At 74.3% G+C, this 22,605-nt stretch carries 19 protein-coding genes, 1 tRNA gene and 1 other RNA gene; 20 read left to right on the top strand and 1 reads right to left on the bottom strand.

The features are described 5' to 3' along the window. Window positions 1-303 precede the first annotated feature (303 nt). The 14 genes from ACVWNX_RS18150 (at window position 304) to ACVWNX_RS18215 (ending at window position 12,329) form a co-directional block, all read left to right on the top strand. On the top strand, window positions 304-522 hold the full coding sequence (locus ACVWNX_RS18150; protein WP_454408237.1) for a hypothetical protein: 219 nt from the start codon (window positions 304-306) through the stop codon (window positions 520-522). A gap of 213 nt (window positions 523-735) precedes the next feature. Further along, window positions 736-1,059 (top strand): hypothetical protein, encoded by a 324-nt coding sequence (locus ACVWNX_RS18155; RefSeq protein WP_454408239.1) that lies wholly within the window; start codon window positions 736-738, stop codon window positions 1,057-1,059. Next, window positions 1,056-1,244 carry a hypothetical protein gene (locus tag ACVWNX_RS18160; RefSeq protein WP_454408240.1) on the top strand — a complete coding sequence of 63 codons (189 nt, stop codon included), beginning with the start codon at window positions 1,056-1,058 and terminating at the stop codon, window positions 1,242-1,244. Before ACVWNX_RS18155 ends, ACVWNX_RS18160 begins: the two co-directional genes overlap by 4 nt. Continuing rightward, window positions 1,241-1,684 carry a hypothetical protein gene (locus tag ACVWNX_RS18165; protein WP_454408241.1) on the top strand — a complete coding sequence of 148 codons (444 nt, stop codon included), beginning with the start codon at window positions 1,241-1,243 and terminating at the stop codon, window positions 1,682-1,684. The genes ACVWNX_RS18160 and ACVWNX_RS18165 overlap by 4 nt, the downstream gene beginning before the upstream one ends. Beyond that, complete coding sequence (locus tag ACVWNX_RS18170; RefSeq protein ID WP_454408243.1) at window positions 1,681-2,778, top strand: DUF2637 domain-containing protein; 1,098 nt, start codon at window positions 1,681-1,683, stop codon at window positions 2,776-2,778. The genes ACVWNX_RS18165 and ACVWNX_RS18170 overlap by 4 nt, the downstream gene beginning before the upstream one ends. Continuing rightward, entirely contained in the window at window positions 2,775-3,131 is a 357-nt protein-coding gene (locus ACVWNX_RS18175) for an RRQRL motif-containing zinc-binding protein (protein WP_454408245.1), read from the top strand. The genes ACVWNX_RS18170 and ACVWNX_RS18175 overlap by 4 nt, the downstream gene beginning before the upstream one ends. 761 nt (window positions 3,132-3,892) lie before the next feature. Beyond that, window positions 3,893-4,684 (top strand): hypothetical protein, encoded by a 792-nt coding sequence (locus tag ACVWNX_RS18180; protein ID WP_454408247.1) that lies wholly within the window; start codon window positions 3,893-3,895, stop codon window positions 4,682-4,684. Window positions 4,685-4,766: 82 nt separating this feature from the next. Beyond that, window positions 4,767-6,887, top strand: coding sequence for a hypothetical protein (locus tag ACVWNX_RS18185; RefSeq protein ID WP_454408249.1), 2,121 nt, complete (start codon window positions 4,767-4,769; stop codon window positions 6,885-6,887). A gap of 191 nt (window positions 6,888-7,078) precedes the next feature. After that, on the top strand, window positions 7,079-7,552 hold the full coding sequence (locus ACVWNX_RS18190) for a hypothetical protein (RefSeq protein ID WP_454408251.1): 474 nt from the start codon (window positions 7,079-7,081) through the stop codon (window positions 7,550-7,552). Window positions 7,553-7,723: 171 nt separating this feature from the next. After that, a complete protein-coding gene (locus tag ACVWNX_RS18195) occupies window positions 7,724-8,206 on the top strand; it encodes a hypothetical protein (RefSeq protein ID WP_454408252.1) in 483 nt (160 codons plus the stop codon). A 102-nt stretch (window positions 8,207-8,308) separates the two neighbouring features. Beyond that, window positions 8,309-9,223 carry a bifunctional DNA primase/polymerase gene (locus ACVWNX_RS18200; RefSeq protein WP_454408254.1) on the top strand — a complete coding sequence of 305 codons (915 nt, stop codon included), beginning with the start codon at window positions 8,309-8,311 and terminating at the stop codon, window positions 9,221-9,223. A 116-nt stretch (window positions 9,224-9,339) separates the two neighbouring features. Beyond that, window positions 9,340-10,551, top strand: coding sequence for a DUF3631 domain-containing protein (locus ACVWNX_RS18205; protein WP_454408256.1), 1,212 nt, complete (start codon window positions 9,340-9,342; stop codon window positions 10,549-10,551). Between the two features lie 188 nt (window positions 10,552-10,739). Beyond that, window positions 10,740-10,958: a helix-turn-helix domain-containing protein gene (locus ACVWNX_RS18210; RefSeq protein ID WP_454408257.1), complete on the top strand. Its 219-nt coding sequence runs from the start codon at window positions 10,740-10,742 to the stop codon at window positions 10,956-10,958. 90 nt (window positions 10,959-11,048) lie between these two features. After that, window positions 11,049-12,329 carry a tyrosine-type recombinase/integrase gene (locus tag ACVWNX_RS18215; RefSeq protein ID WP_454408259.1) on the top strand — a complete coding sequence of 427 codons (1,281 nt, stop codon included), beginning with the start codon at window positions 11,049-11,051 and terminating at the stop codon, window positions 12,327-12,329. Window positions 12,330-12,391: 62 nt separating this feature from the next. Here the strand turns inward: ACVWNX_RS18215 and ACVWNX_RS18220 are convergent. Beyond that, window positions 12,392-12,479 (bottom strand) — tRNA-Ser (locus tag ACVWNX_RS18220). 73 nt (window positions 12,480-12,552) lie between these two features. Here ACVWNX_RS18220 and ffs point away from each other — a divergent pair. From ffs to ACVWNX_RS18250, 6 genes are all read left to right on the top strand, one after another. After that, window positions 12,553-12,647, top strand: an RNA gene (ffs, locus tag ACVWNX_RS18225) — signal recognition particle sRNA small type. 192 nt (window positions 12,648-12,839) lie between these two features. Continuing rightward, window positions 12,840-15,065 carry a DNA polymerase III subunit gamma and tau gene (locus tag ACVWNX_RS18230; RefSeq protein ID WP_454408260.1) on the top strand — a complete coding sequence of 742 codons (2,226 nt, stop codon included), beginning with the start codon at window positions 12,840-12,842 and terminating at the stop codon, window positions 15,063-15,065. 458 nt (window positions 15,066-15,523) lie between these two features. Beyond that, complete coding sequence (gene purD, locus ACVWNX_RS18235) at window positions 15,524-16,795, top strand: phosphoribosylamine--glycine ligase (RefSeq protein WP_454408262.1); 1,272 nt, start codon at window positions 15,524-15,526, stop codon at window positions 16,793-16,795. Window positions 16,796-17,341: 546 nt separating this feature from the next. Further along, the gene (locus tag ACVWNX_RS18240; protein WP_454414823.1) at window positions 17,342-19,630 is read left to right on the top strand and encodes a hypothetical protein; all 2,289 of its coding nucleotides are present in this window, start codon (window positions 17,342-17,344) and stop codon (window positions 19,628-19,630) included. Between the two features lie 336 nt (window positions 19,631-19,966). Continuing rightward, window positions 19,967-21,529: a N,N-dimethylformamidase beta subunit family domain-containing protein gene (locus ACVWNX_RS18245; protein ID WP_454408264.1), complete on the top strand. Its 1,563-nt coding sequence runs from the start codon at window positions 19,967-19,969 to the stop codon at window positions 21,527-21,529. Between the two features lie 130 nt (window positions 21,530-21,659). Continuing rightward, entirely contained in the window at window positions 21,660-22,559 is a 900-nt protein-coding gene (locus ACVWNX_RS18250) for a phosphoribosylaminoimidazolesuccinocarboxamide synthase (RefSeq protein WP_454408266.1), read from the top strand. Window positions 22,560-22,605 lie beyond the last annotated feature (46 nt).

The following is a 22,605-nucleotide window of genomic DNA, read 5'->3' on the forward strand; positions in this document are numbered from 1 at the left end:
GCCCGGTGACCGCGAGCAACGGCCGGAGGGTGGGGACGAGGTCCCCCTTGCAGCAGTCCTTGTTCCTTCGACCCCAGGGGGTCCGGTGTACCGAAGACATCGTTGGGCGCCGCCGTGATGGACCGGCGGGCGAGCGCCGTGATCCGTTTCCCGGTCTGTCTCTTCTTGGTCTCGCGGCGGTGACGCTGCGGCCGACTGCCTCTCCCGCCCGTCCAGCCCCCGCGGTTTCGTGTGGTGGCTGGACGGGCGGGGGTGCGGGGAGTCGGGAGTTCCCGGCCCATGCCGATGATCAGGGGAGTGTGTATGTCTGCCGCTCGTCATTTCTTCTCCCGGGGCACGGTCCCGGACGCGGAGCTGGCCGCTGATATCGCGGGTGATGTCGCGTCGGCCCGTACCGCGCAGCGTGACCTCGCTGAGGTAGGGCAGCACGGTGACGCTGCCCGGATGGGTGAGGCGGTGGACGGCTATCTGGATGAGCTGTCCGCCGTCCGCGAGGGCCGTTGGAGCCCCCGCCACGCCTGACCGTCTGACTGCCTGACCTGTTTCACTGCCCCGGACCCGCTTCGTGCGGGGGTCGTGACGGCGCCGGATCGGATCCGGCCCGGGGCCCCGGCCGCCATCTGCGGCCCTTTCCCGCCCCCGCGTTCGCGGCGGCGGTCCCCTCCTGAACGGCGCGGCCCCAGTGATTCGAGCACTGGGGCCGCCACGAGCCGTTCCGCCTGAGAGGAACAACCCGTGAAGCACATTGTGGCCGGACATGTGGCCGCTGACACCACCGAGTTCATCGAACTCGCCCTCGGGACGCCGCCGGAGCTGTGGCTGGGCGTCGAAGGTGAGACCGAGGAGGAGCGGGCGGCGCGGCTGGACGCGGCCCGCGACATCCTCGCCGACGCCCCGCACCTGGCCGACGACACCATCCGGCTCGCCGCCCAGGTGATCGAGGATTACGCCCCCGGCCTGTTCAACGTCATCGCCCTTCCCCAGCCCCGGTCCGGTTCGGGCCCGCGCCGGTCCGGCCAGGGCCGTGGCCGCCAGACCGGGACGGGGGCCGCCGCGTGAGCACGCTGTCTGGGCTGTTGGTGCCGGTGGTGGCGTGGCGGGAGGCCCTGGCCATCGCCCCGGGCACGGTGACCGTGGGGACGCAGTCCGGGGGCCTGACGTGGGTGATGAAGGCGACCGCGGCGTACGCGGGTGCCGTCATCCGGCTGGTGGGGTTCGGGGACCGGCTGGAGGGGGCGGAGTGATCCGGCTGGTGCGGGCCGTACGGTTGCGGGCCCTGGTGGAAGACGCCACCCGGTCGGGGCGGGAGGTGGCCCGGGCTCAGGATGAGGTCCGGGAGCTGCGCGGCCGGTTGGACGAGGCGGAGAACGACACCGAGATCGCCCGGGGGGACCTCCTCGAGGTCACCCGTGAGCTGGAGGCGGCCGGGGCCCGGGTCGTGGATCTGGAGGAGGCGTTGCGGGCGGCGCGCCGGGCGCCCGTGGCCCCGGGGATGGTGGTGGTGCTGTTGCGCTGGGGTGCTGTTCACAGCGTCCACGCCAGTGTTCACGACGCCGAGGCGTCCGCCGTCGCGCACGGCGCGGACCCGTCCGGTTGGGGGCCGCCGTCGTCGTTGCCCGCGTCCCAGGTCGCCTGGCGGGCGGTCCCCATGCCCGTGCTCGGGCCGGAGGGTGGTGCTGGATGAACAGGGTTCAGATTCGTTCAGCGGAGCGTGCGTTGTCGGTGGGGACGTGGATGATCGTGGGTGGGGCGATGCTCTATTCCGTTCTGACCGTGACCCCGTTGATGGCCGCGCATACGGCTGACGAGTGGGACTGGACCGCGCCGATCCTGCCGGTGGTGGTGGACGCGGCGGTGGTCATCGTGGTGAAGCTGGATGACGTCTTGGCGCGGTTGGGCGCGGACGGTGGCCGGTGGTCGGTGGTGCTGCGGTGGATGACCGGCCTCATGACCCTCGCTCTCAACGTCGCGGAGTCGGCGCTGCGGAAAGACCTGGTGGGGGTGGCTGTCCACGCGGTGGCGCCCATGCTGCTGATCGTGACGGCGGAGACTAGCCTCGCCTACCGGCGGGCTATCGCCGCCGCCGTGACCCGGCTGAACGCGGAGGAGCGGGCGGAGCGGGAGCGGGCCCGGGGGGAGCGGGAGGCGCGGGAGCGGGCGGTGGTGGAGCGGCGGGAGGCCGCCGACCGCCGGGCTCGCGAGGAACGCGAACACACCGCCGCACTCGCCCGTGAACAGCGCGAGCACGAGGCCCGCCTCGCCCGCGAACAGGCCGACCGTGAACATGCTGCCCGCGCCGCCGAGCGCGCCGAACGGGAGGCCCGGGACAGGGCGGAGCGGGAGGCCCGTGAACACGCCGCCCAGGTTCGTGAACAGGCCGAGCGGGAGCGTGAACACCGGGCACGGGAGGCTGAACAGCGCCGGACCGCCGAACGCCTGGAGCGCGAAGCAACCGCCCGCCGCGAGGCCCAGGAGCGGGCCGAACGGGAAGCCCGTGAACACGCCGCCCGGGTCCGTGAACAGGCGGAGCGGGAACGTGAACAGGCTGAGAGCGAGGCCCGGGAGCGGGCCGCGCTGCTGTCCGGCGGCCCGGTGAACGAGAAGCAGCCCGAACCCCTCGCCCGTCGGATCGCCGCTGCTGCGGCTGTTGAGGGTCTGCCGGTGCGGCAGGCGGCGGAACTGTGCGGCTGGTCACTCGGCTGGGTCTCCGCCCGCTACGCCGAACACCGCACCCCCGGCACGGGCTCCGTGCCGCTGGCCATCGCGAGCGCCCAATGACCGCCCTCCCCGTCTACCACTGGCGCCACGCCCCGCCCGGACTCGCGACCCGCCGCCAGCTCCGCGCCGCCGGACTCCGCCCCGGCGGACAAGACATCGCCGCCGAACTCCAGCGCCCCCGACGCCGTGGTCGGGGGCCGCTGGTGGCCTACCTCTACCGCGTCGACCTGGCCCGCCCCGTGCGCCCGATGACGCCGGGCCGCCGGACGGCGCTGGCCGCGGCGATGCGGGCCCGCCGCACCTGCCCCGTCTGCGGGCGGGACGCCGGATACGTCATCCCCACATCGCTCGGCACCTGCGTGACCTGCACCGACACCCCTGAACAGCGTGTGCGAGAGGAGTTCGCAGCATGACCGATACCGTCATTGAGGTGGTGCCCCAGGCGCCGCCGCCCGATCCGGCTCCGGCCGAGAACACGTCTTCTGCGGCTGGGTTGCCGGGGGTTCCGCTGGCTGTGGCTGGTGCGAACGCGGTCGGCGCGGTCGCTGCGGGGTTGTCGTCGGTGGCCGGGCCGGTGGGGCTGGCTGCCGCTGGTGCCGTGGTCAGTGTGGCGGGGGCGGCGGGGCTGGCCCGCCGCCTGGTCCGCCGCAAAGCGAAGTCCCAGACCCTCAAGTCCCGTTCCAGTGCTACCGGGTCCGGCTCGGTGGCTTCTTCTGCTGCTCGTCGTGTGGGTGGTGGGGCGCGTGCTCCGCGTCCGCTCGGGTCGGTGCTGGGAGCCAGTGGCGCCCGCACGGGCGGTCACCAGGCCCCGGCTCCCCAGCGGCATGCCGCGCAGGTCCCGTCCCAGGCTGCGAGGCCGGGCGGGACGGGGCCCGGGACGGCTCCGGGCAGGCCCCACAGGCCGGTCCCCGGCTCGGTGTCCGCGCTGGGTTCCGCCCCCGTCTCCGTGTCCGGTCCGGGCGCGGGGGCGCGGGGCGAGGTTCGTCCGGCGCGTCCGCAGCAGACCGGGCCGGGACGGCAGGACCCCACGGGTACGGGGAACCTGCGGTCGACGCCGGGCCGCGCCGGGAGTACGGGCAGCGGTTCGTCATGGCTGTCGGGGAGTGCCGGGGCGCGGGCGGGGAAGAGTGCCGCGCGGTCTGAGCGGCGTGTGGCCCGGGGGGTGGCGAAGGCGTTGCGTGAGTCGGGGCTCGACTCGTCGGGGGCGCCGTTGCGGCGGTCGGCGGGGCACCGGCCCGGCAAGGCGGAGCGGCGGGCGTTGCGCAGGTCGGCGGTGCGGCATGGTGCCCGGATGGCGGGTGCGGCGGTGCTGGCGGCGGGTGTCGGTGTCGTGTCCGGGTTGTGGAACGCGAAGCACCCGGGCAGGGCGCTGAAGCACATGCGGGCGGTGTGGCGGCGGTTGGCGGAGCGGGCCCGGCGGGTCCGTGCCGCGCGGGACGCGGAGATCCTCGGCACCGGCCGTCCGGGCCAGGTGCCGGTGCCGGACACCACCGTCAGCAACCCCCGGCGCACGGCGCCGGGTAGCAAGGCTTCCGTCCTTTCGGGGCGGGGCCCGGCACGGATCGTGCTGGGCGGAATCGATCACGCTGGAGGAAACGTGTCCGACACCGGTACCCAGGGCGGGTTTTCGCGTCTGTCCGACGCGGCTGAGGTGATGCTCCAGGCCGCGTCCACGTTCGACCCGGAGCACATGTACGAGTTCCAGGTTCTGGTGGACGACCTGCCCGAGGCGATGGCCACCGTGCAGGAGACGCTGCGGGTCCTGGCGGAGCTGTCCGACGAGAAACTCCCCGTGGACGAGCGGGTGGTGGAAGAGATCGGGCAGGGCTACCGGGCGATGAGCCGGGTCGTGGACTCCCTGGCCGAGGTCGGCGTGACCTTCCGCCGGGTCCACGCCGAGGACATCGAGCGCAACGAGAACCCCCGCAACGGCCTCGACGGCGAGCGCCGCTGGAACGTCGGCTGACCCGTCCCACCCCGTCCGGTTCCGGGCCGGTCCCCGCATGAGCGCGGGGCCGGCCCTTCCTGTCCCTTGGAGGAGAGACCCTGTGAGCAGCAAGAACAGCAAGGCTGGTGGGGTGCGGGTGGACTGGTCGGCGGGTCATGGCCTGCTGACCGGGACGCTGAACGCGTCGGCGGGGACGTTGGTGGCGACGGCGTTGGCGCACAGCGCGGGGATGCCCGCCGGGTGGGCGTTCGCCGCAGGGGCGGCCGGGGCGGTGGGCACGACGGTGGCGGGGGTCCGCCGCCGGGTGACCGCCGCGACCCTGAGTTTCCGGGCGGGGTGCTGGGCGGCGGCCGGGACGTGGTCCGGGTGGGCGCTCGGCACGGGCGGCCCGGTGTCGCTGGCCGCGCTCGGCGCGCTGACCGTCGGCAGCATCACCGCAGGAACGTTGGCCGTCGGGTTCGCGGCGCACGAGGAGACGGAGCAGGCGCGGCGGCGGATGCTGCTGACGATCGGGACGCGTCGGGCGCTGGCCGCCGAGTGGATCGACCGGATCGCCCGGGTCTGCCGTGTCGAGGACGTGACGGTTGCGGGGATCGAGCACTGGCCGTCCGGCATGGGCTACACCGTCGAGGTGGAGCTGCCGGAGGGCGGGACGACGCGGCGGGCGATCGCGGACCGGGCCGACGCCCTCGCCTCCGACCTCGACCTCCCCGACGGCTGCGGCCTCCAGGTCCTGCCCGGGGTGTCGCGGCGCCGGGTGCTGATCGAGGTCGCCACCCACTCCTACCACGGCCGCGAACTCCCCTTCCCCGTCGACGAGATCGCGGAGACGACCACGGTCAACAACCCCGCGCCGGTCGCGCTGCTGCCGGACGGGGGACGCTCGGAGCTGGACATGCGGCAGGCGTCGACCATCGTGACCGGGGCGACCGGCACCGGGAAGACGAACTGGCTCCACACCCTGATCGCCCGCCTGAACCAGACCAACGACACCCTGGTCTGGGTCATCGACCTGAACGGCGGCTCCCTCGGCCTGCCCTGGCTCCACGCCTGGCGTGACGCCCAGACCAGCGGCGACCCCACCGCGATGGAGGCGGTCCCCGTTCCCGGGGTCGACTGGGTGGCGTCCACCCCCGGCGAGGCGAAACTGATGCTGGAAGCCGCAGTCCGGATCGCGAAGGCCCGCAAGGTCACCTACCAGCAGCACATGCGCGCCGAGGACGACGACAAGCTCCCGGTGTCCCCGGAGGTGCCGGAGATCGTGATCGTGGTGGACGAGGGCGCCGAGGTGTCCGCCACCCGCGAGGCACGGGCCGTGATGGCCGGGATCTCCGAGGTGATCCGGATCGCCCGCGCGATGGCGATCCGCGCCGTCGTCTCCGTCCTGCGCGTCACCTCGGACGTCCTCCCGGACCCGATGGTGCGGAAGATGGCGTCCAACCGGGTCTGCACCGGCACCACCGAGGACGCCGAACTCGGGCACGTCTTCGGGTGGCGGGCCCTGTCTGCGGAGAACTCCTTCTCCGGCCCGGGCTCGATGCTCGTCGGGACCGAGGGCAAGCAGCCCAAGACCGCCCAGCAGTGGCGCATCACCCCCTCCGGCATCGAAACCGTCTGCGTCACGACCGCCCGGCGGCGGCCCGCCCTCGACGCCCCGTCCGCCACCGCCGCCGGACCCTCCTACACCGAACGCTGGACCCACGACCGGTGCGGCCACCTCTGGCCCCAAACCACCACCACCGCCCCCGCCCCCGGCCGTGGTCCGGGGCCGTCCCCGACCACCGGACCGTCCGCGCCCGCTGAACCGGGCGGGGCGCGGTGGAAAGCGACTGCCGGATGGGACCAGCCCCCGCCCACCCCCGGCGCCGACGAGCTGGAGGCGCTGTTCCGCCTCCCCGCCGCCGACCGGGACACCACCGGGCCCGGCGCCGGGCCGGAGGCGGGCGCCGGGGCCGACTGGTCCGACCCCGGAACCTGGACCACTCCCCGCGACCTCGACAAGCCCGACGCCCGCAACGCCGCCCTCCAACTCCTCATCGACGCCGGGCCCGACGGCACCGGAGCGTCCGCGATGGAACGCGCCCTCAAGGACACGTTCGGCACCCGCCGTCCGGTGATCCAGAAGTGGCTGAAGGAATGGGCGGCCGAGGGTGAGATCACCCGGGTCGGAGAGGGCAGCAAGGCCCGCTACGTCCACCGCCAGCACCACACCGACACCTGACCCCCACCCCCGCCTGTCACCCCGGACACACCCCGGGCCCGATACCGGCCCGGAGCCCGGAAACCCCCCTGTGACCTGCGAATTACAGGTGACAGACAGGTGACAGATGACAGGCCGCAGACAGGCACGGGTGACAGGCCGATGACAGGCACCCCACACCCCGCCCGGCCGCCCACGAAAGGGCCACCACCGTGCATGACACATACGAGATCACCACCCTCCCGCCCACCACCCACACCACCCCGAACCCGGCCCACGGACCGGCCAGCCTCCCCCCGGGAGTCGAGATCGTCACCCTCCCGAACGGAACCCGCACCCTTGCCTACACCCACCCCACCACCCCGCCCACCCCGGCCGGGGCTGCGCCGCCCCCGCCCGCGCCGCAGCAGATCCCCGCGTGGGCGCGAACCACCGCCCTGCTGGCCCCGACCGTCGGCGGCGGGGTCGCCGCCGCCGGGGTCGGCCTCTCCTACGCCGCCCCGGGACTCATCGCCATGACCCACGCCCTGTGGTCCGCCGCCGCCCTCATCGTCGCCGCCGTCATCGCCGCCCCCGTCGTCCTCCGCACCACCCGACGGACCCCGGTCACCACCACCCACATCACCCAGAACATCACCGCCACCGGCCTCTTCGGCCGCGCCAACGGCACCATCAACCACCGCTAGGAGGACTCATGGCCAGCGAAGCCCCGGAGCTTCCGTGACTTGCACCCGCGCTGACTGCGACGACGGGATCGTCCCCAACCCCGACTGGCCCGGCGAACTCGCCATCTGCACCGACTGCGACCCGTACTACGAGCCGCCGACCGGCGACTGATCCAACAACGTAAGGAACCCATGACCCGATGGATCGATGACCCGTCGCTGGAACCCCCTGATGGCCACCGCTGGGTGAGGGCCGCGCCGGACGACTGCCCCTCCTGCCCCTGCCACACCGCCCGCACCTGTGAGGCCCTCGCCTGGCGCCGTGCCGGACGGCCCTCCTACCCCGACGGCACCCCCTACACCGAGCCCTGCCCCTGCGAGCGGCGGGAGGAGGAACGGGACCTCTCGGTGACCGTCTGGGTGGGCGGCGTCCAGCACGAGGTCACCGCGACGTACCGCCATGGGGCCCTGATCACCGAGCGGATCTGGCAGGGCGTCACCCCCGACCGCCAGGAGACGACCGCCCTGGTGCGGCTCGCGATGGCCCTGGTCCGCCCCGACATCGGCGGACACGGCGTCACGGCCACCGACAGCCTCGGACGCGAGTGGACCCAGCACCCCTACGCCAGCCACGACGGCGTCACCTACCTGATCACCCACCGCCACCCCGAGTAACCCCCCCCAACTCACCAACAGCAGCGAGGGCGGCCCCCGTCTCGCCAAAGTCCGGGGCCGCCCTCAACCAACCAGCCCACAGACCCGTTGGAGGACTCCAGCATGACCCAACCGACCCCCCTCCCGCGACCCCCCGCCCGGGGTCACGGCCCCTTGGCCACCGCGCTCCGACTCGCGACGGCCGGGGTGCCCGTCCTCCCGCTCCGCGCGGGTAAGCTCCCCGTCGGCAACTGCCCGACCTGCGTCGACAACGCGTGCGGCGGGCGCCCGAACATGAAGACGCCTGGCTCCTGCCAGTGCCCGCGGCCGTGCCACGGGTGGGCCGCCGCCACCACCGACCCCACCGTCCTCGCCTCGCCCGCGTGGGCGTCCGTGTGGCGGTCCGCCGCCGGGATCGCCTACCACCCCGGCGGCGCCGGGGGCGGGGGGTTGACGGTGGTGGACCTCGACTCGGCCGCCGCCGTCGCGTGGGCCCGCCTGACCCTGCCCCCCACCCGCACCGTCCCCACCACCCGGGGCGAGCACTGGATCTACCGGGGCGCGATGCCGTCCTCGAACGCCGTCCGGGCCGGGGTGGACGTGAAGTCGCGGATGCAGTACGCCCGCTGGATCGCCCCCGGCACCGGCCCCGTCACCGCGCTCCCGGAGTCCGTCCGCGCCCTCGTCGTCAGGGAAGACGCCACCCCCGCCCGCGACCGGGTGGCCTCTTCCGTCTGCGCCGCCGCGCGGTGGGACCGGACGGTGGCCACCGGGTGCCGCCACACCGCTGGCTACGTCCGCACCGGCCTCGACACCGGGACACGCAGGGTCCGCGACCACACCGAGACCGGAGCCGGATCACAGGCGTACGGCGTCGCGAAGTTCCTCGCCGCCCAGCACGCCCGGTGCCCCGGCCCGTGCGGACTCGACCGGATCGGGGACGAGATCGTGGCCGCCGCCGTCACCGTCGGCGTCCCCGAGCCCTACGCCCGCCGCGCCGTCACACGCGGCCTCGCCGCCGCCGGAACCACCGCGTGACCGCCAACCAGCCCGCGCCCCGGCAGGCCGTAGGCGCCCCGGGGAACGCCGCCCGCAAGGGCGTCCCCTCTGCTCTTCGCCCTGACCTGACCGGCCCGACTCAGAAGGACCACCCCATGTCCATGCCTATTGACGGAGCTGCGGTCCTTGACGCGGTGGACGCGCATCACCGCCGGTTCAACGTGTTCCCCAGCGAGCACGTGTTCACCGCCGTCAGCCTCTGGAACGCCCACACGCACCTCCTGGACGCGTTCGAGTCCACCCCCCGGATCGCGTTCCTGTCCCCTGAGCCCGGGTCCGGCAAGACCCGCGCGCTGGAGATCATCCAGACCCTTGTGCCCCGGCCGATGATCACCACCGATGTGTCCCCGGCCGCGCTGTTCCGGTCGGTGTCGGACACCGAGGCCCGGCCCGTCGTCCTGCTGGACGAGATCGACACTGTGTTCGGGCCCCGGGCCTCCGGGAACGAGGACCTGCGGGGGCTGATCAACGCGGGGCACCGGCGGTCCGGGGTGGTGTACCGGTGCGTGGGCGACGGGAGTTCACAGGTCGTCCAGCCGTTCCCCGTCTACGCCGCGCTCGCCACCGCCGGACTCGGGGACCTCCCCGACACCATCCTCACCCGCTCCGTCGTCGTCCGCATGCGCCGCCGCGCCCCCAACGAGACCGTCGAACCGTTCCGCGAGCGCATCCACGTCGCCGAGGGCCACACCCTCCGCGACCGCCTCGCCGAGTGGGCCGACACCGTCCGCGACCAGATCGCCGGGGCGTGGCCCGAGATGCCAGAAGGCATCACCGACCGCCCCGCCGACGTCTGGGAACCCCTCATCGCCGTCGCCGACGCGGCGGGCGGCGACTGGCCCGCCCGCGCCCGCGCCGCATGCGTCGCCCTCGTCACCGCCGCCAGCACCGGGGACAAAGCCAGCACCGGTATCCGGCTGCTGGCCGATCTGCGCGACGCGTTCGGGGACGCCGAACGGCTGCTCAGCGCCGACCTGGTGGACCGGCTGACCGCGCTGGACGACGCCCCCTGGGCCGACCTCGACGGCAAACCCCTCACCCCCCGCACCCTCGCCCGCATGCTCAGCGACTACGTCACCGCCGACAACCAGCCCATCCGCTCCCGCAACATCAAGACCGGCCCCCGCACCGTGTCCAAGGGCTACTACGCGGCCGACCTCGCGGACGCCTGGCTCCGCTACTGCCCGCCCCGCTCCGACGAGTCCGCTACCACCGCTACCGCCGCTACCCCGCAGGTCAACGGCACCGAACCGGTAGCGGACACCCTCCCGGTAGCGGCTACCCAACCCGCTACCACCACCCCCTGACCCCCTCCGCGCCACCCTGGTGTCCGGGCCCCGCACACCAGCGGGAACCCAGACCCCTATCCGCTACCGCTACCCCATCCGCTACCACCAACAGGCCCCTGACCTGCACGGTAGCGGCAGTAGCGGAGGTAGCGGACGTCTCAGAGCGCGGGCCCGGCCCCGCCGTCACGCGATGAAGGAGAACCGCCGTGGACACGGCCCATCTCGCTGATGTCACCGACCCGACCCTTGTCCTGCTGACCGTCGAAGAAGCCGCACGCCGCCTCCGCATCGGCCGGACCACTGCCTTCCGCCTGATCCGCACGGGCGAGCTGGAGTCCCTGATGGTCGGCGCACTCCGACGTGTCCCCGCCGACGCCCCCGCCGCGTTCGTCACCCGCCTTAGGGCCGAACAGCGCGCCGCCTGACACCCGACCCGTTCCACACCGGAGCGTCACCCCGCACCACGCGGGGCGGCGCTCCGGCCGTTTCCCGAGAACCGCAGGAGGAACCCGCCAGTGGCGGAGGAGAAGAAGCGCACCCGCCGAGCCAACGGTGAATCCGCCATCTACTTCGGCGCGGACGGCCGATGGCACGCCCGAGTACCGATGGGCTACAGGGACAACGGAGAGCCCTACCGGAGGCACATCACCCGTACCTCGGAAGACGCCCTGATCGAAGAGGTCAAAAGGCTGGAGAAGCAGCGGGACCAGGGGACCGCGCAGCAACCGGGCAAGCTGTGGACCGTCGAGAAGTGGCTGTGGCACTGGGTGGAGAACATCGCCAAGGCCGTCGTGAGCGAGAACACCTACGACGGCTACGAGGTCGCCGTTCGCGTGCACCTCGTTCCCGGCATCGGCAAGCACCGCATCGACCGTCTGGAGCCGGAACACCTGGAGAGCCTGTACCGGCGGATGCAGCAGAAGGGCAGCAAGCCCGCCACCGCCCACCAGGCGCACCGCACCGCTCGTACCGCCCTCGGTGAGGCGGTGCGGCGTGGCCACGCCGCGAAGAACGCCGCCGCGCTGGCCAAGCCGCCGCGGGTTGAGGAACCCGAGGATGAGATCGAGCCCTACTCGGTCGAAGAGGTCCAGAGCCTTCTGGCCGAGGTGAGGAAGCGCCGCAACAGTGCCCGCTGGATGCTCGCGCTCGCCCTAGGCCTGAGGCAGGGGGAGACCCTCGGTCTGCGGTGGCCCGACGTCGACTTGGACAACGAGTACCTGAAGCTCCGCCGGAACCGTCTGCGGCCGAAGTACGAGCACGGGTGCCGGGAGGTGTCGCCGTGCGGCCGGAAGGCCGGGTACTGCCCCGAGCGCAACCAGGTGCGGCGGGAGACCAAGAACACGAAGTCGCGCGCGGGACGGCGTGCGGTGCCCCTGCCGGGTCCCCTGGTCCAGATGCTCCGCCTGCACAAGGTGGCTCAGGCCCGGGAACGGGTGGCCGCCGGGAGCCTGTGGACCGAGTCGGACTACGTGTTCACCAAGCCGCTCGGCGGTCCACTCAGTCCGAACACGGACTACCACGAGTGGAAGAAGCTGCTGGAGGACGCGGGGGTACGGGACGCCCGGCTGCACGACGCCCGGCACACCGCCGCGACCATCCTGATGCTCCTCGGTGTTCCTGACCGGGTCATCGATCAGATCATGGGGTGGGAGCCGGGCACCTCCACGCGGATGCGCGCGCGGTATCTGCACGTGCCCGACGCGATGTTGAAGGAGGTCGCGCGGAAGCTCGCGACGGTGCTGTGGGGGCCGCAGGAAGCCGACGCTGTGGACAAAAACCAGGACAACGGCTTCTGAGGACAACCGCGAAAGGCCCCACCCGAAGGTGAGGCCTTTCGACGTAGTGCCCGGTGAGGCACTGGCGGAGGATACGAGATTCGAACTCGTGAGGGGTTGCCCCCAACACGCTTTCCAAGCGTGCGCCCTAGGCCACTAGGCGAATCCTCCGTCGCAGACATTACATGACGCCGGGCGGTGGTCGCGAACTCGTTCGTGGGCCCCAGGATCGGGTACTCTGTGCGGAGCCCCTCACGTGGCGCTATCTGACTGAACTCCCCCAGGGCCGGAAGGCAGCAAGGGTAGGTCGGCTCTGGCGGGTGCGTGGGGGGCGTTGTCGTGCGTGGAGGCGATCCGCCGGGCGGGGTCCGGGGGCTCCCGACCCGCCCCGAGTCCGCTCCCGATCCGCTCCGGGTCCGAAGCTCCGGGTCCGCTTCCGACCTGCTCCGGGTCCGCTCCGGGTCCGCTCGGGGACCGCTCCGGGACCGCTTCCGGTCCGGGTTGTCGGTGGGCGCCTATAACCTCGTATACGTGTCGTCTCTCGCGCTGTACCGCCGCTATCGCCCGGAGTCGTTCGCCGAGGTCATTGGGCAGGAGCATGTCACCGCGCCCCTGCAGCAGGCCCTGCGGAACAACCGGGTCAACCACGCGTACCTGTTCAGCGGGCCGCGCGGCTGCGGGAAGACCACCAGCGCGCGCATCCTCGCCCGCTGTCTGAACTGCGAGCAGGGCCCCACGCCCACCCCCTGCGGCACCTGCCAGTCCTGTGTGGACCTCGCCCGTGGCGGCCCCGGCTCCATCGACGTCATCGAGATCGACGCGGCCTCCCACGGTGGTGTGGACGACGCCCGTGACCTGCGCGAGAAGGCGTTCTTCGGGCCCGCCAGCAGCCGCTACAAGATCTACATCATCGACGAGGCCCACATGGTCACGCCGGCGGGCTTCAACGCCCTGCTCAAGGTCGTCGAGGAGCCCCCGGAGCACCTCAAGTTCATCTTCGCGACCACCGAGCCCGAGAAGGTCATCGGCACCATCCGCTCGCGCACCCATCACTACCCCTTCCGGCTGGTGCCCCCCGGCACCCTCCGGGACTACCTCGGCGAGGTGTGCTCCCGCGAGGAGACGCCCGTCGCCGACGGCGTGCTCCCCCTCGTGGTGCGGTCCGGGGCCGGTTCCGTCCGCGACTCCATGTCCGTCATGGACCAGCTGCTCGCCGGTGCCGACGAGAACGGCGTGACGTACGCCATGGCCACCTCGCTCCTCGGCTACACCGACGGCTCGCTGCTCGACTCCGTCGTGGACGCCTTCGCCGCCGGTGACGGCGCCGCCGCCTTCGAGGTCGTCGACCGGGTCATCGAGGGCGGCAACGACCCCCGCCGCTTCGTCTCCGACCTGCTGGAACGCCTCCGCGACCTGGTCATCCTCGCCGCCGTCCCCGACGCCGCCGAGAAGGGACTGATCGACGCCCCCGCCGACGTCCTGGAGCGGATGACCGCCCAGGCCGGCGTCTTCGGCGGCGCCGAGCTGAGCCGCGCCGCCGACCTCGTCAACGAGGGCCTCACCGAGATGCGCGGGGCCACCTCGCCCCGCCTCCAGCTGGAACTGATCTGCGCCCGGGTGCTGCTCCCCGCCGCCTACGACGACGAGCGTTCCGTCATGGCCCGGCTGGAACGGCTGGAGCGCGGCGCCACCGTCGGCGGAGGGGCCGGAGGAGCAGGAGGGATCGGCGCGGCGGCCCCCGGCCCCGGCTGGGCCCCCGCCCCCGCTACTGTCGGGGCACCCGCCGTCGCCCCCGCCCCGGCCGTCGCGCCGCCCGCACCCGTCCAGTACGCCCCGCCGCAGCCCGGCCCCGAGGTCGTCTACGCGCCGCCGGTCCCCGCCGCCCCCCCGGCGCCCGCCCCCGAGCCCGTGGCCCAGGCCGCGCCCCCCGCCCCGCAGACCGAGGCCCAGCCCGCCGCCCGCCGCCCGGGCGGCTGGCCCACCGCCGCGCCGGCCGGTGGTGGACGCCCCGCCCCGCAGGACCGGCCCGCCGCCCCGCCGGAGGCCGCCGCCCGGCCCGCCCCGGCCGCGCCCGCCGCCCCCGCGGCGACCGCGGCGCCCCAGGCGTCCTACGCAGCCCCGCCCGCCGGGGGGCTCGACCCCCGGTCCCTGTGGCCGAACATCCTGGAGGCCGTCAAGAACCGGCGCCGCTTCACCTGGATCCTGCTCAGCCAGAATGCCCAGGTCGCCGGGTTCGACGGCACCACCCTCCAGATCGGGTTCGTCAACGCCGGAGCCCGCGACAACTTCGCCAGCAGCGGCAGCGAGGACGTGCTGCGGCAGGCCCTGAGCGAACAGTTCGGCGTGCAGTGGCGGGTCGAGGCGATCGTCGACCCCTCGGGCGGCTCCGCCCCGCCGCCCGCCGCCGGGAACTTCGGCGGACGCCCCGTCCCCCCGAGCGCCCCGCCCGCGTACGGCGGCCCCGTACCCGCACCCCCCCACTCCGCCGCCCCGACGGCCGCTCCCGCCCCCGGGGCGCCCCAGGCGTCCCACGCAGCCCCGCCCGCCGCGCGGCCCGGGCCGTCCGCCCCGTCGTCCGGCGGCCCCTCCGGGGGCGGCCAGCCGCAGCGCCTGCCCCGCCCCGTCGCGTCGATCGCCCCCGAGGACGACGTCCCCGAAGACGACGACCCCGACCTGGACGAGACGGCGCTCTCCGGCCACGACCTCATCGTCAACGAGCTGGGCGCCACCGTCCTGGAGGAGTTCTCCAACGAGTGACGCCCCTGCGGCCTCCGGGCGACCTGGCCGCCGCTCCGGACGTCGCTTGTGACACCTGCCACGTGTGCCATGCCCGCCACGTCCGCCACGTCCGCCACGCGCGCCGTGCCCGGGCCGCGTCGCGTCCATGACGTGGCGCCCACACACGATGTCGCGCTCAGTGGCTTCCGCGCGTGACGACCACTGAGCGCGGGACGGCCCCCTCCACGTGAGCGGGTGAACGTCCGGGTGCTGCCGGGAGTGACCACCCCCCAGGAGAAGCCCCCAGGAGAAGCCCCCCCGGAAGTCCTTCGGAAAGCCCTTCGGAAAGCCCTTCGGAGAGTTCTCGGACGGCGGCCCCTCGAAGGGAAAGCCCTCCGCCGCACGGGGGCCTCTTCGGACGATCCTCCAAGCCCCGTGGCGTCCGCGCGTCGGACACCCGCACGAGGCGTGGTGGGGCGGCGGTTAGGCTGGCGGGCGTGAAGGTCCTCGTCATCGGCGGCGGCGCCCGCGAACACGCCCTGTGCCGCTCAATGTCCCTCGATCCCGACGTCACCTCCCTGCACTGCGCGCCCGGGAACGCAGGCATCGCCGAGGTGGCGGAACTCCACTCCGTCGACGCGCTCGACGGGACGGCCGTGGCCGCCCTCGCCACCCGGCTGGAGGCCGACCTGGTCGTCGTCGGCCCCGAGGCCCCCCTGGTCGCCGGGGTCGCCGACGCGGTCCGCGCCGCCGGGATCGACTGCTTCGGCCCGTCCGGGGAGGCCGCCGAGCTGGAGGGCTCCAAGGCGTTCGCCAAGGACGTGATGGCCGCCGCCGGGGTCCCCACCGCCCGCAGCTACGTGTGCACGAACGCCGAGGAGGTCGACGAGGCGCTGGACGCCTTCGGCGCCCCGTACGTCGTCAAGGACGACGGACTGGCGGCCGGCAAGGGCGTCGTCGTCACCGACGACCTGGAGGCCGCGCGGGCGCACGCCGCCGGCTGCCAGCGCGTCGTCATCGAGGAGTACCTGGACGGCCCCGAGGTCTCCCTCTTCGCGATCACCGACGGCACCGCCGTGCTGCCGCTCCAGCCCGCCCAGGACTTCAAGCGCGCGCTCGACGGCGACGAGGGCCCCAACACCGGCGGCATGGGCGCGTACTCGCCGCTGCCGTGGGCGGACCCCAAGCTGGTGCAGGAGGTCCTGGAGACCGTGCTCCAGCCGACCGTGGACGAGCTGCGCCGCCGGGGCACCCCGTTCTCCGGACTGCTGTACGCGGGGCTGGCGATCACCTCGCGCGGAGTGCGGGTGATCGAGTTCAACGCCCGCTTCGGCGACCCCGAGACCCAGGTGGTCCTCGCCCGGCTGCGCACCCCGCTCGCCGGGGTGCTGCGCGCCGCCGCCCGGGGCACCCTGGGCGATCTGGAGCCGCTGCGCTGGAGCGGTGACGCGGCGGTCACCGTCGTCGTGGCCTCGCGCGACTACCCGGACACCCCGCGCACCGGCGACCCCATCGGGGGGCTGGACGCGGTGGCCGAACGGGACGCCCCGCACGCGTACGTCCTGCACGCGGGCACCAAGCGGGACGGCGACCGGGTGCTCAGCGCCGGGGGCCGCGTCCTGTCCGTGACGGCGACGGGCGCCGACCTCACCGAGGCCCGCGAGCGCGCCTACACCGCCGTCGGCCGGATCACGCTGGACGGCGGTCAGCACCGGACGGACATCGCGGCGAAGGCCGCGGCGGGGGAGACGACGACCCCCGGTCACTGACCGGACGGGCGCCAAGCCCTCCGCCCTCCTCCCTTCTGCGACCCGTCGCCTCCTGCGACCCGTCGCACCCCGAGGCCCGTGACGTCCCCATGACGGCCCCGGACCGGACGCGCCCCGCGCACCGGCCCGGGGCCGTTCCCGTCCCGCTGCCCATCCCGCTTCCCGTCCCGCGCCCCTCGGCCGGGGCCGGTCGTCTGCCGTACGAGGGTGCTCAGCCCAGGCGCGTGGGTAGGTGTGCGAGGGCGGGCGTAGTGCGAACACGGCGCGCGGAATCCGCTTCACGCTCGCGCATGCGTTCGTGTCCTCGCCCGCATGCGCCCCCTAGCTCTGCCCAAAGCCATTCCATCGAGTGACCGATGGTCTATCCGGCTGACGGCGGCCGGGGCCCCAACTATGGTGCGGCGCATGCGTTCCGGCACTTGGCCCACCGGCATTGCGATGTCCGGGGGCGGTGCCACAGTGGGGGAGTGAGCAACGGCAAGGGAGTCCGTCGGCGCCCCGGCGCGCCCGGCGGACGGTAGGGGGTGAGATCCGGTCGTGTCCGACATGGGTGTGGAGACGGGCGCGCTGTCCGCGCGCTCCCGGGCCCTCGCCGTGCTGCGGGTCCGCGGCCGTGCCACGGCCGTCGCCCTGCTGCCCGCGGCGGCGGCGGTGGTGCTGTTCGCCGGACAGGCGAGCGGTCACCTCGCCCGGGGCGGCGGCTGGGACGTGGCGCGCTGGGTGCTCACCGGCACCGCGGTGGCGGTCCTGGTGGTGGCCGCGGGGATCGGTCTGGTCGTGACCCGGTCCCGTCCGGCGGTGAGTCCCACCGTCCCGGTCGACGAGGCCGCCGCCCCCGATCTGTACCGGCTGGTGCGGGAGCTGGCGGACCGGCTCGACGTCCCCGCCCCCTCGGAGATCGCCCTCACCCCCGACTGCGACAGCTGGCTGGAGGACCGCGCCCACCGGGCCCAGCAGCCCCGGACCGCCGAGTCCCGCACGGCCGGGTCCGGCACGGCCGGGTCCCGTGACGCCGGTTCCCGCACCACCGTCCAGGACCCGACCGCCGCCACCCGGGAGCGCGGAGCCCGCAAGGCCCCCGTACTGATCATCGGATCGCCGTTCCTGTGGTGGATGCGGGTCGCCGAACTACGGGCCGTCCTCGCCCCCGTGGTCGCGGGCACCGGTCCGTCCGCGCACCCCGACATCGCCGCCGCCCGCCGTTTCGTCCGGGGCCTCGACGCGGCGGTCGCGGTGGCCTCGGACCCGGACCGGGGCCCGCTCGCCCGGTGCGGGCTCTGGGTGACGGGCGGGGTCGCGCGACTGCTGCTGAAGTCCTGCCGCACCCACGCCACCGAGATGGAGCGCGGGGTCGCCGCCGCGGCGGCCGAGCGGGCGCAGAGCGTCGACTACGGGCTGCGGATCGTCGCACAGGAACAGGTCGGCCTCGCCTACGCGGGCTGGGACCGGCTGCTGACCAGGGTCGCGCTGCCCGCCTGGCGGATCGGCCGCTGGCCCTCCCGGCTCGACGCCGGAGTGGTCGCCGCGCTGACCGAACTGTCCCGCCGCGACCGGCTCGCCGAGGGCTTCACGGCCCGGCTGGGCGAACGGCCCGCGTGCGATCTGCTGGAGGAACCGGGCGCGGTCGACGAGGCGGCCTCGCTGCTCGCCGCGCGGCTGTTCCACGGCGGGCCCGCCGAGACGGGACGCGACTGGGCCCCGGTGGACTGGCAGGCGTATCCGGAAGAGGTCGTGGACCGCACCTGGCGCACCGAGGCGGCCCGGTTGCAGTCGGTCCTCGACGGGGCGGGCGCCCGCCCCGGCCCCGAGGGCCCCACCCTCGCCCGGGTCCTCGACCACCTCACCACCGGGGAACCCACCCGGACCCCGCCCCCGCCGCCCCAGCCGTCCCCGTCTTCTTCCCCGTCCTCTGCCCGGCGGTCCGACGCCCCGTCCGCGTCGCCGTTTCCGTCCGCGACGCCGTCCCCGCTCGCGGAGCCCCCGGCACGGATAGCCGACCCGGGGGCCCTCCCCCCGGAACCACGACCGGAACCCGTACCGGACCCCGCCGCCGAACCGGCCCAGCGTCCCGCCGCTGAACGGCCCCCGCGACCGACCGCCGACCCGGACCCGACCCCGGCCCCGCGACCGACCGCCGACCCGAGCCCGAGCCCGGCCCCGCGACCGACCGCCGACCCGAGTCCGACCCCGGACCCGTACGCCAGCGCCGATCAGTACTCCGACGCCGATCGGTACCCCGACGCGAACCCGGCCCCGGCCCTGGACGACGAGCCCTTGGACGACGAAGCCCTGGACGCCGAGCGCTTGGACGACGAGGACCCGGACGACGAGGCCCTCGACGACGAGGGCCGTGGCACCCCCCAGGCCGGGGAACTGGCCGCCGCGCTCACCGCCCGCCTGGCCCGCGAGGAGGACGCCCCGCCCGACGGCACGGGCACCGGCCCCGCCGCCGGAGCCAAGGGCGCCGCCGGTACCGGAACCGCCGGCGGCACCGGAACCGGCGGGGAGACGGCCGCGTCCGGCGGACGGTCCGCCGACGAGGTGCTGTGGAACGAGGGCATGTCCCCCCTCTTCCCGCTCCAACCCCCGCGCAGCGGAAGGGACCTGCTCGCCGAACACGTCCTCGCCACGGTGTGCTGCGCGGCGGTGGACACCGCGGGCGCGGCCCCCGGACTCGACTGGCTGGACGGCCCCTCGCTGCTCCTCGGCGGCGAGCGGGTGGCCGACCTCCAGTCCCGGGTCCGCGCCCTGGTGGACCGGGGCGACGCGACCCCGCTGCGCCACTGGCTCACCGACCGCAACGTACGCACCGACAAGCCCCTGCGCCTCGTCTGACCCGGCCTACGTCCCCGCCTCCGGCCCGACGGCGCCCCGTCCCGAACCCGCCGGAGCGCCCCGGAACCGCCCCGGATCCGACGGGGCCGGAGAGGGCCGCCCGGGGTGAAGGCCAGAGGGCCGCCCCGGGTGAACGCCTGAGCGACGGACGAGCGGCCGTCGGAGGCCACGGGCCTTCCCCCGTACGGGCCGTGTCCCCGCTCCGGCCGCTCGGAACACCGTCAAATAACGACGAACGGTGACGGAACGCGTGCGTTATGTGATGTGCTGGTCCCGCCCGCCGGCACAGCAGCCCGGGTGGAGGGCCGGGCCCGGGGGACTCAGGGAGGGGACCGCATGGCGCCGTACGAAGAGGAACAGACCCCGCGCGGAAAACCGGGGCCCATCCGGCGCTGGGAGTCCGGCGCCCTGGCCCACGCGGTCAACGACCCCTTCGGCATGGGCCCGTTGCCCTGGCTGCGCGGCAGCGAGAACTACTTCGGCGACACGGGCCAGGTCGTCCCCTGGTACGTGGACACCCCGTCGGACAGCGCCCGCCCCCGCCCGCACCCGGACGACCCCGACGCGGTGCGGGCGGCCCTGGCCTCCGCCGCCCGTCCCCATCTGCCCTCGGGGCTGCGGACGGCCAACGACGTGGACCGTCAGATCAAGGGGTTCGCGTCGACCGCCGCGGTCGCCCCGGGCGGGGCCCTCGACTTCCACATCACGGTGAACCCGCCGCAGCAGTTCGGGGTGGACGTCTACCGCATCGGCCACTACGCGGGCGACGGCGCCTCGAAGATCACCACGAGCCCCCGGCTGTCGGGCATCGTCCAGCCCGCGCCCCTGACCGCCGACCGCACGGTCTCCTGTCACCACTGGTGGCTGTCCTGGCGGCTCCAGGTGCCCTCGTACTGGAACCCCGGCGCGTACGTGGCGGTGCTGACCACCCTGGACGGGTACCGCTCGCACATCCCCTTCACGGTCCGCGACGACCGCCCCGCCGACCTCCTCCTGCTGCTGCCGGACATCACCTGGCAGGCGTACAACCTCTACCCGGAGGACGGCCGCACCGGCGCCAGCCTCTACCACGCATGGGACGGCGAGGGACGGCTGCTCGGCGAGGAGGACGCCGCGACGACCGTCTCCTTCGACCGGCCGTACGCGGGCGCGGGGCTGCCGCTGCACGTGGGCCACGCCTACGACTTCATCCGCTGGGCGGAGCGCTACGGCTACGACCTGGCGTACGCGGACGCCACCGATCTGCACGCGGGCCGGGTGGACCCGACCCGCTACCGGGGCCTGGTGTTCCCGGGGCACGACGAGTACTGGTCGGCGAACATGCGGCGCACCGCCGAGACGGCCCGTGACCAGGGCACCTCGCTGGTGTTCCTCTCCGCCAACAGCATGTACTGGCAGGTCGAGCTGAGTCCCTCCGCGTCCGGCACCCCGGACCGGCTGCTGGCCTGCCGCAAGCGCCGGGGCCCCGGCCGGTCCGCGCTCTGGCGCGAGGAGGGCCGCCCGGAACAGCAGCTCCTCGGCATCCAGTACGCGGGCCGGGTCCCCGAACCCCGTCCGATGATCGTCCGCAACGCGGGGCACTGGCTGTGGGAGGCGACCGGCGCGCACGAGGGCGACGAACTGCCCGGACTGGTCGCGGGCGAGGCGGACCGCTACTTCCCGCGCGCCCCGCTCCCCGACCACCAGGAGCGCATCCTGCTGGCGCACTCCCCGTACCGGGACACCGAGGGCGGACGGCGCCACCAGGAGACCTCCCTGTACCGGGCGCCGTCCGGGGCGCTGGTCTTCGCCTCGGGGACGTTCGCCTGGTCGCCCGCGCTGGACCGCCCCGGCCATGTGGACCCCCGCGTCCAGCGGGCCACCGCCAACCTCCTGGACCGCATCTGCAAACGCGACTGACCCACGGACAACGTGTGCCCCACGGGTCACGCGACGCCCCCGGCCACCACCGACCGCCCCCGTTTCGCGGTCGGGTGCCCCCGTGCGGGACAATCACGGCGGCACTCGTACAGAACCACGGGGAGGCACCGTGTCCGGATTCGTCGAAAAGCCCGAACCACTACAGGTTCCGGGGCTGGTGCACCTGCACACCGGCAAGGTGCGGGACCTGTACCGCGACGAGGCGGGCGACCTGGTGATGGTCGCCAGTGACCGGATCTCGGCCTACGACTGGGTGCTGCCCACCGAGATCCCCGACAAGGGCCGGGTGCTGACCCGGCTGTCCCTGTGGTGGTTCGAGCGGCTCGCCGACCTCGCCCCCAACCACGTGCTGAGCACCGAGCCGCCGAAGGGCGCCCCCGCCGACTGGGAGGGCCGCACCCTGGTCTGCAAGTCGCTGCGGATGGTCCCGGTGGAGTGCGTGGCCCGGGGCTATCTGACCGGCTCCGGCCTGGTCGAGTACGAGCGCTCCCGCACGGTCTGCGGGCTGCCGCTGCCGGAGGGGCTGACGGACGGCTCCGAGCTGGCCGAGCCGCTGTTCACCCCGGCGACCAAGGCGGAGGTCGGGGAGCACGACGAGAACGTCAGCTTCGAGGAGGTGGCCCGCCAGGTCGGCGCGGAGACCGCCGGGGAGCTGCGCGAGGTCACCCTCGCCGTCTACGCGCGGGCCCGGGACATCGCCCGGGAGCGGGGCCTGGTCCTCGCGGACACCAAGTTCGAGTTCGGCTTCGACGGGGAGACGCTGACCCTCGCGGACGAGGTGCTCACCCCGGACTCCTCGCGGTTCTGGCCCGCCGAGTCCTGGCGGCCGGGCCGCGCCCAGCCGTCCTTCGACAAGCAGTTCGTCCGCGACTGGCTGACGTCCCCCGCGTCCGGCTGGGAGCGGGCCGCCGAGCTGCCGCCGCCCCCGCTGCCCGAGGACGTCGTGGCGGCGACCCGGGCGAAGTACCTGGAGGCGTACGAGCGGCTGACGGGCACCACCTGGGAGTGAGCCCCGGCCCCGCACCCCTTCCGGCCCGTTCCCGGCGCGTTCCCGG

Source organism: Streptomyces sp. JNUCC 64 (genome assembly GCF_054484115.1).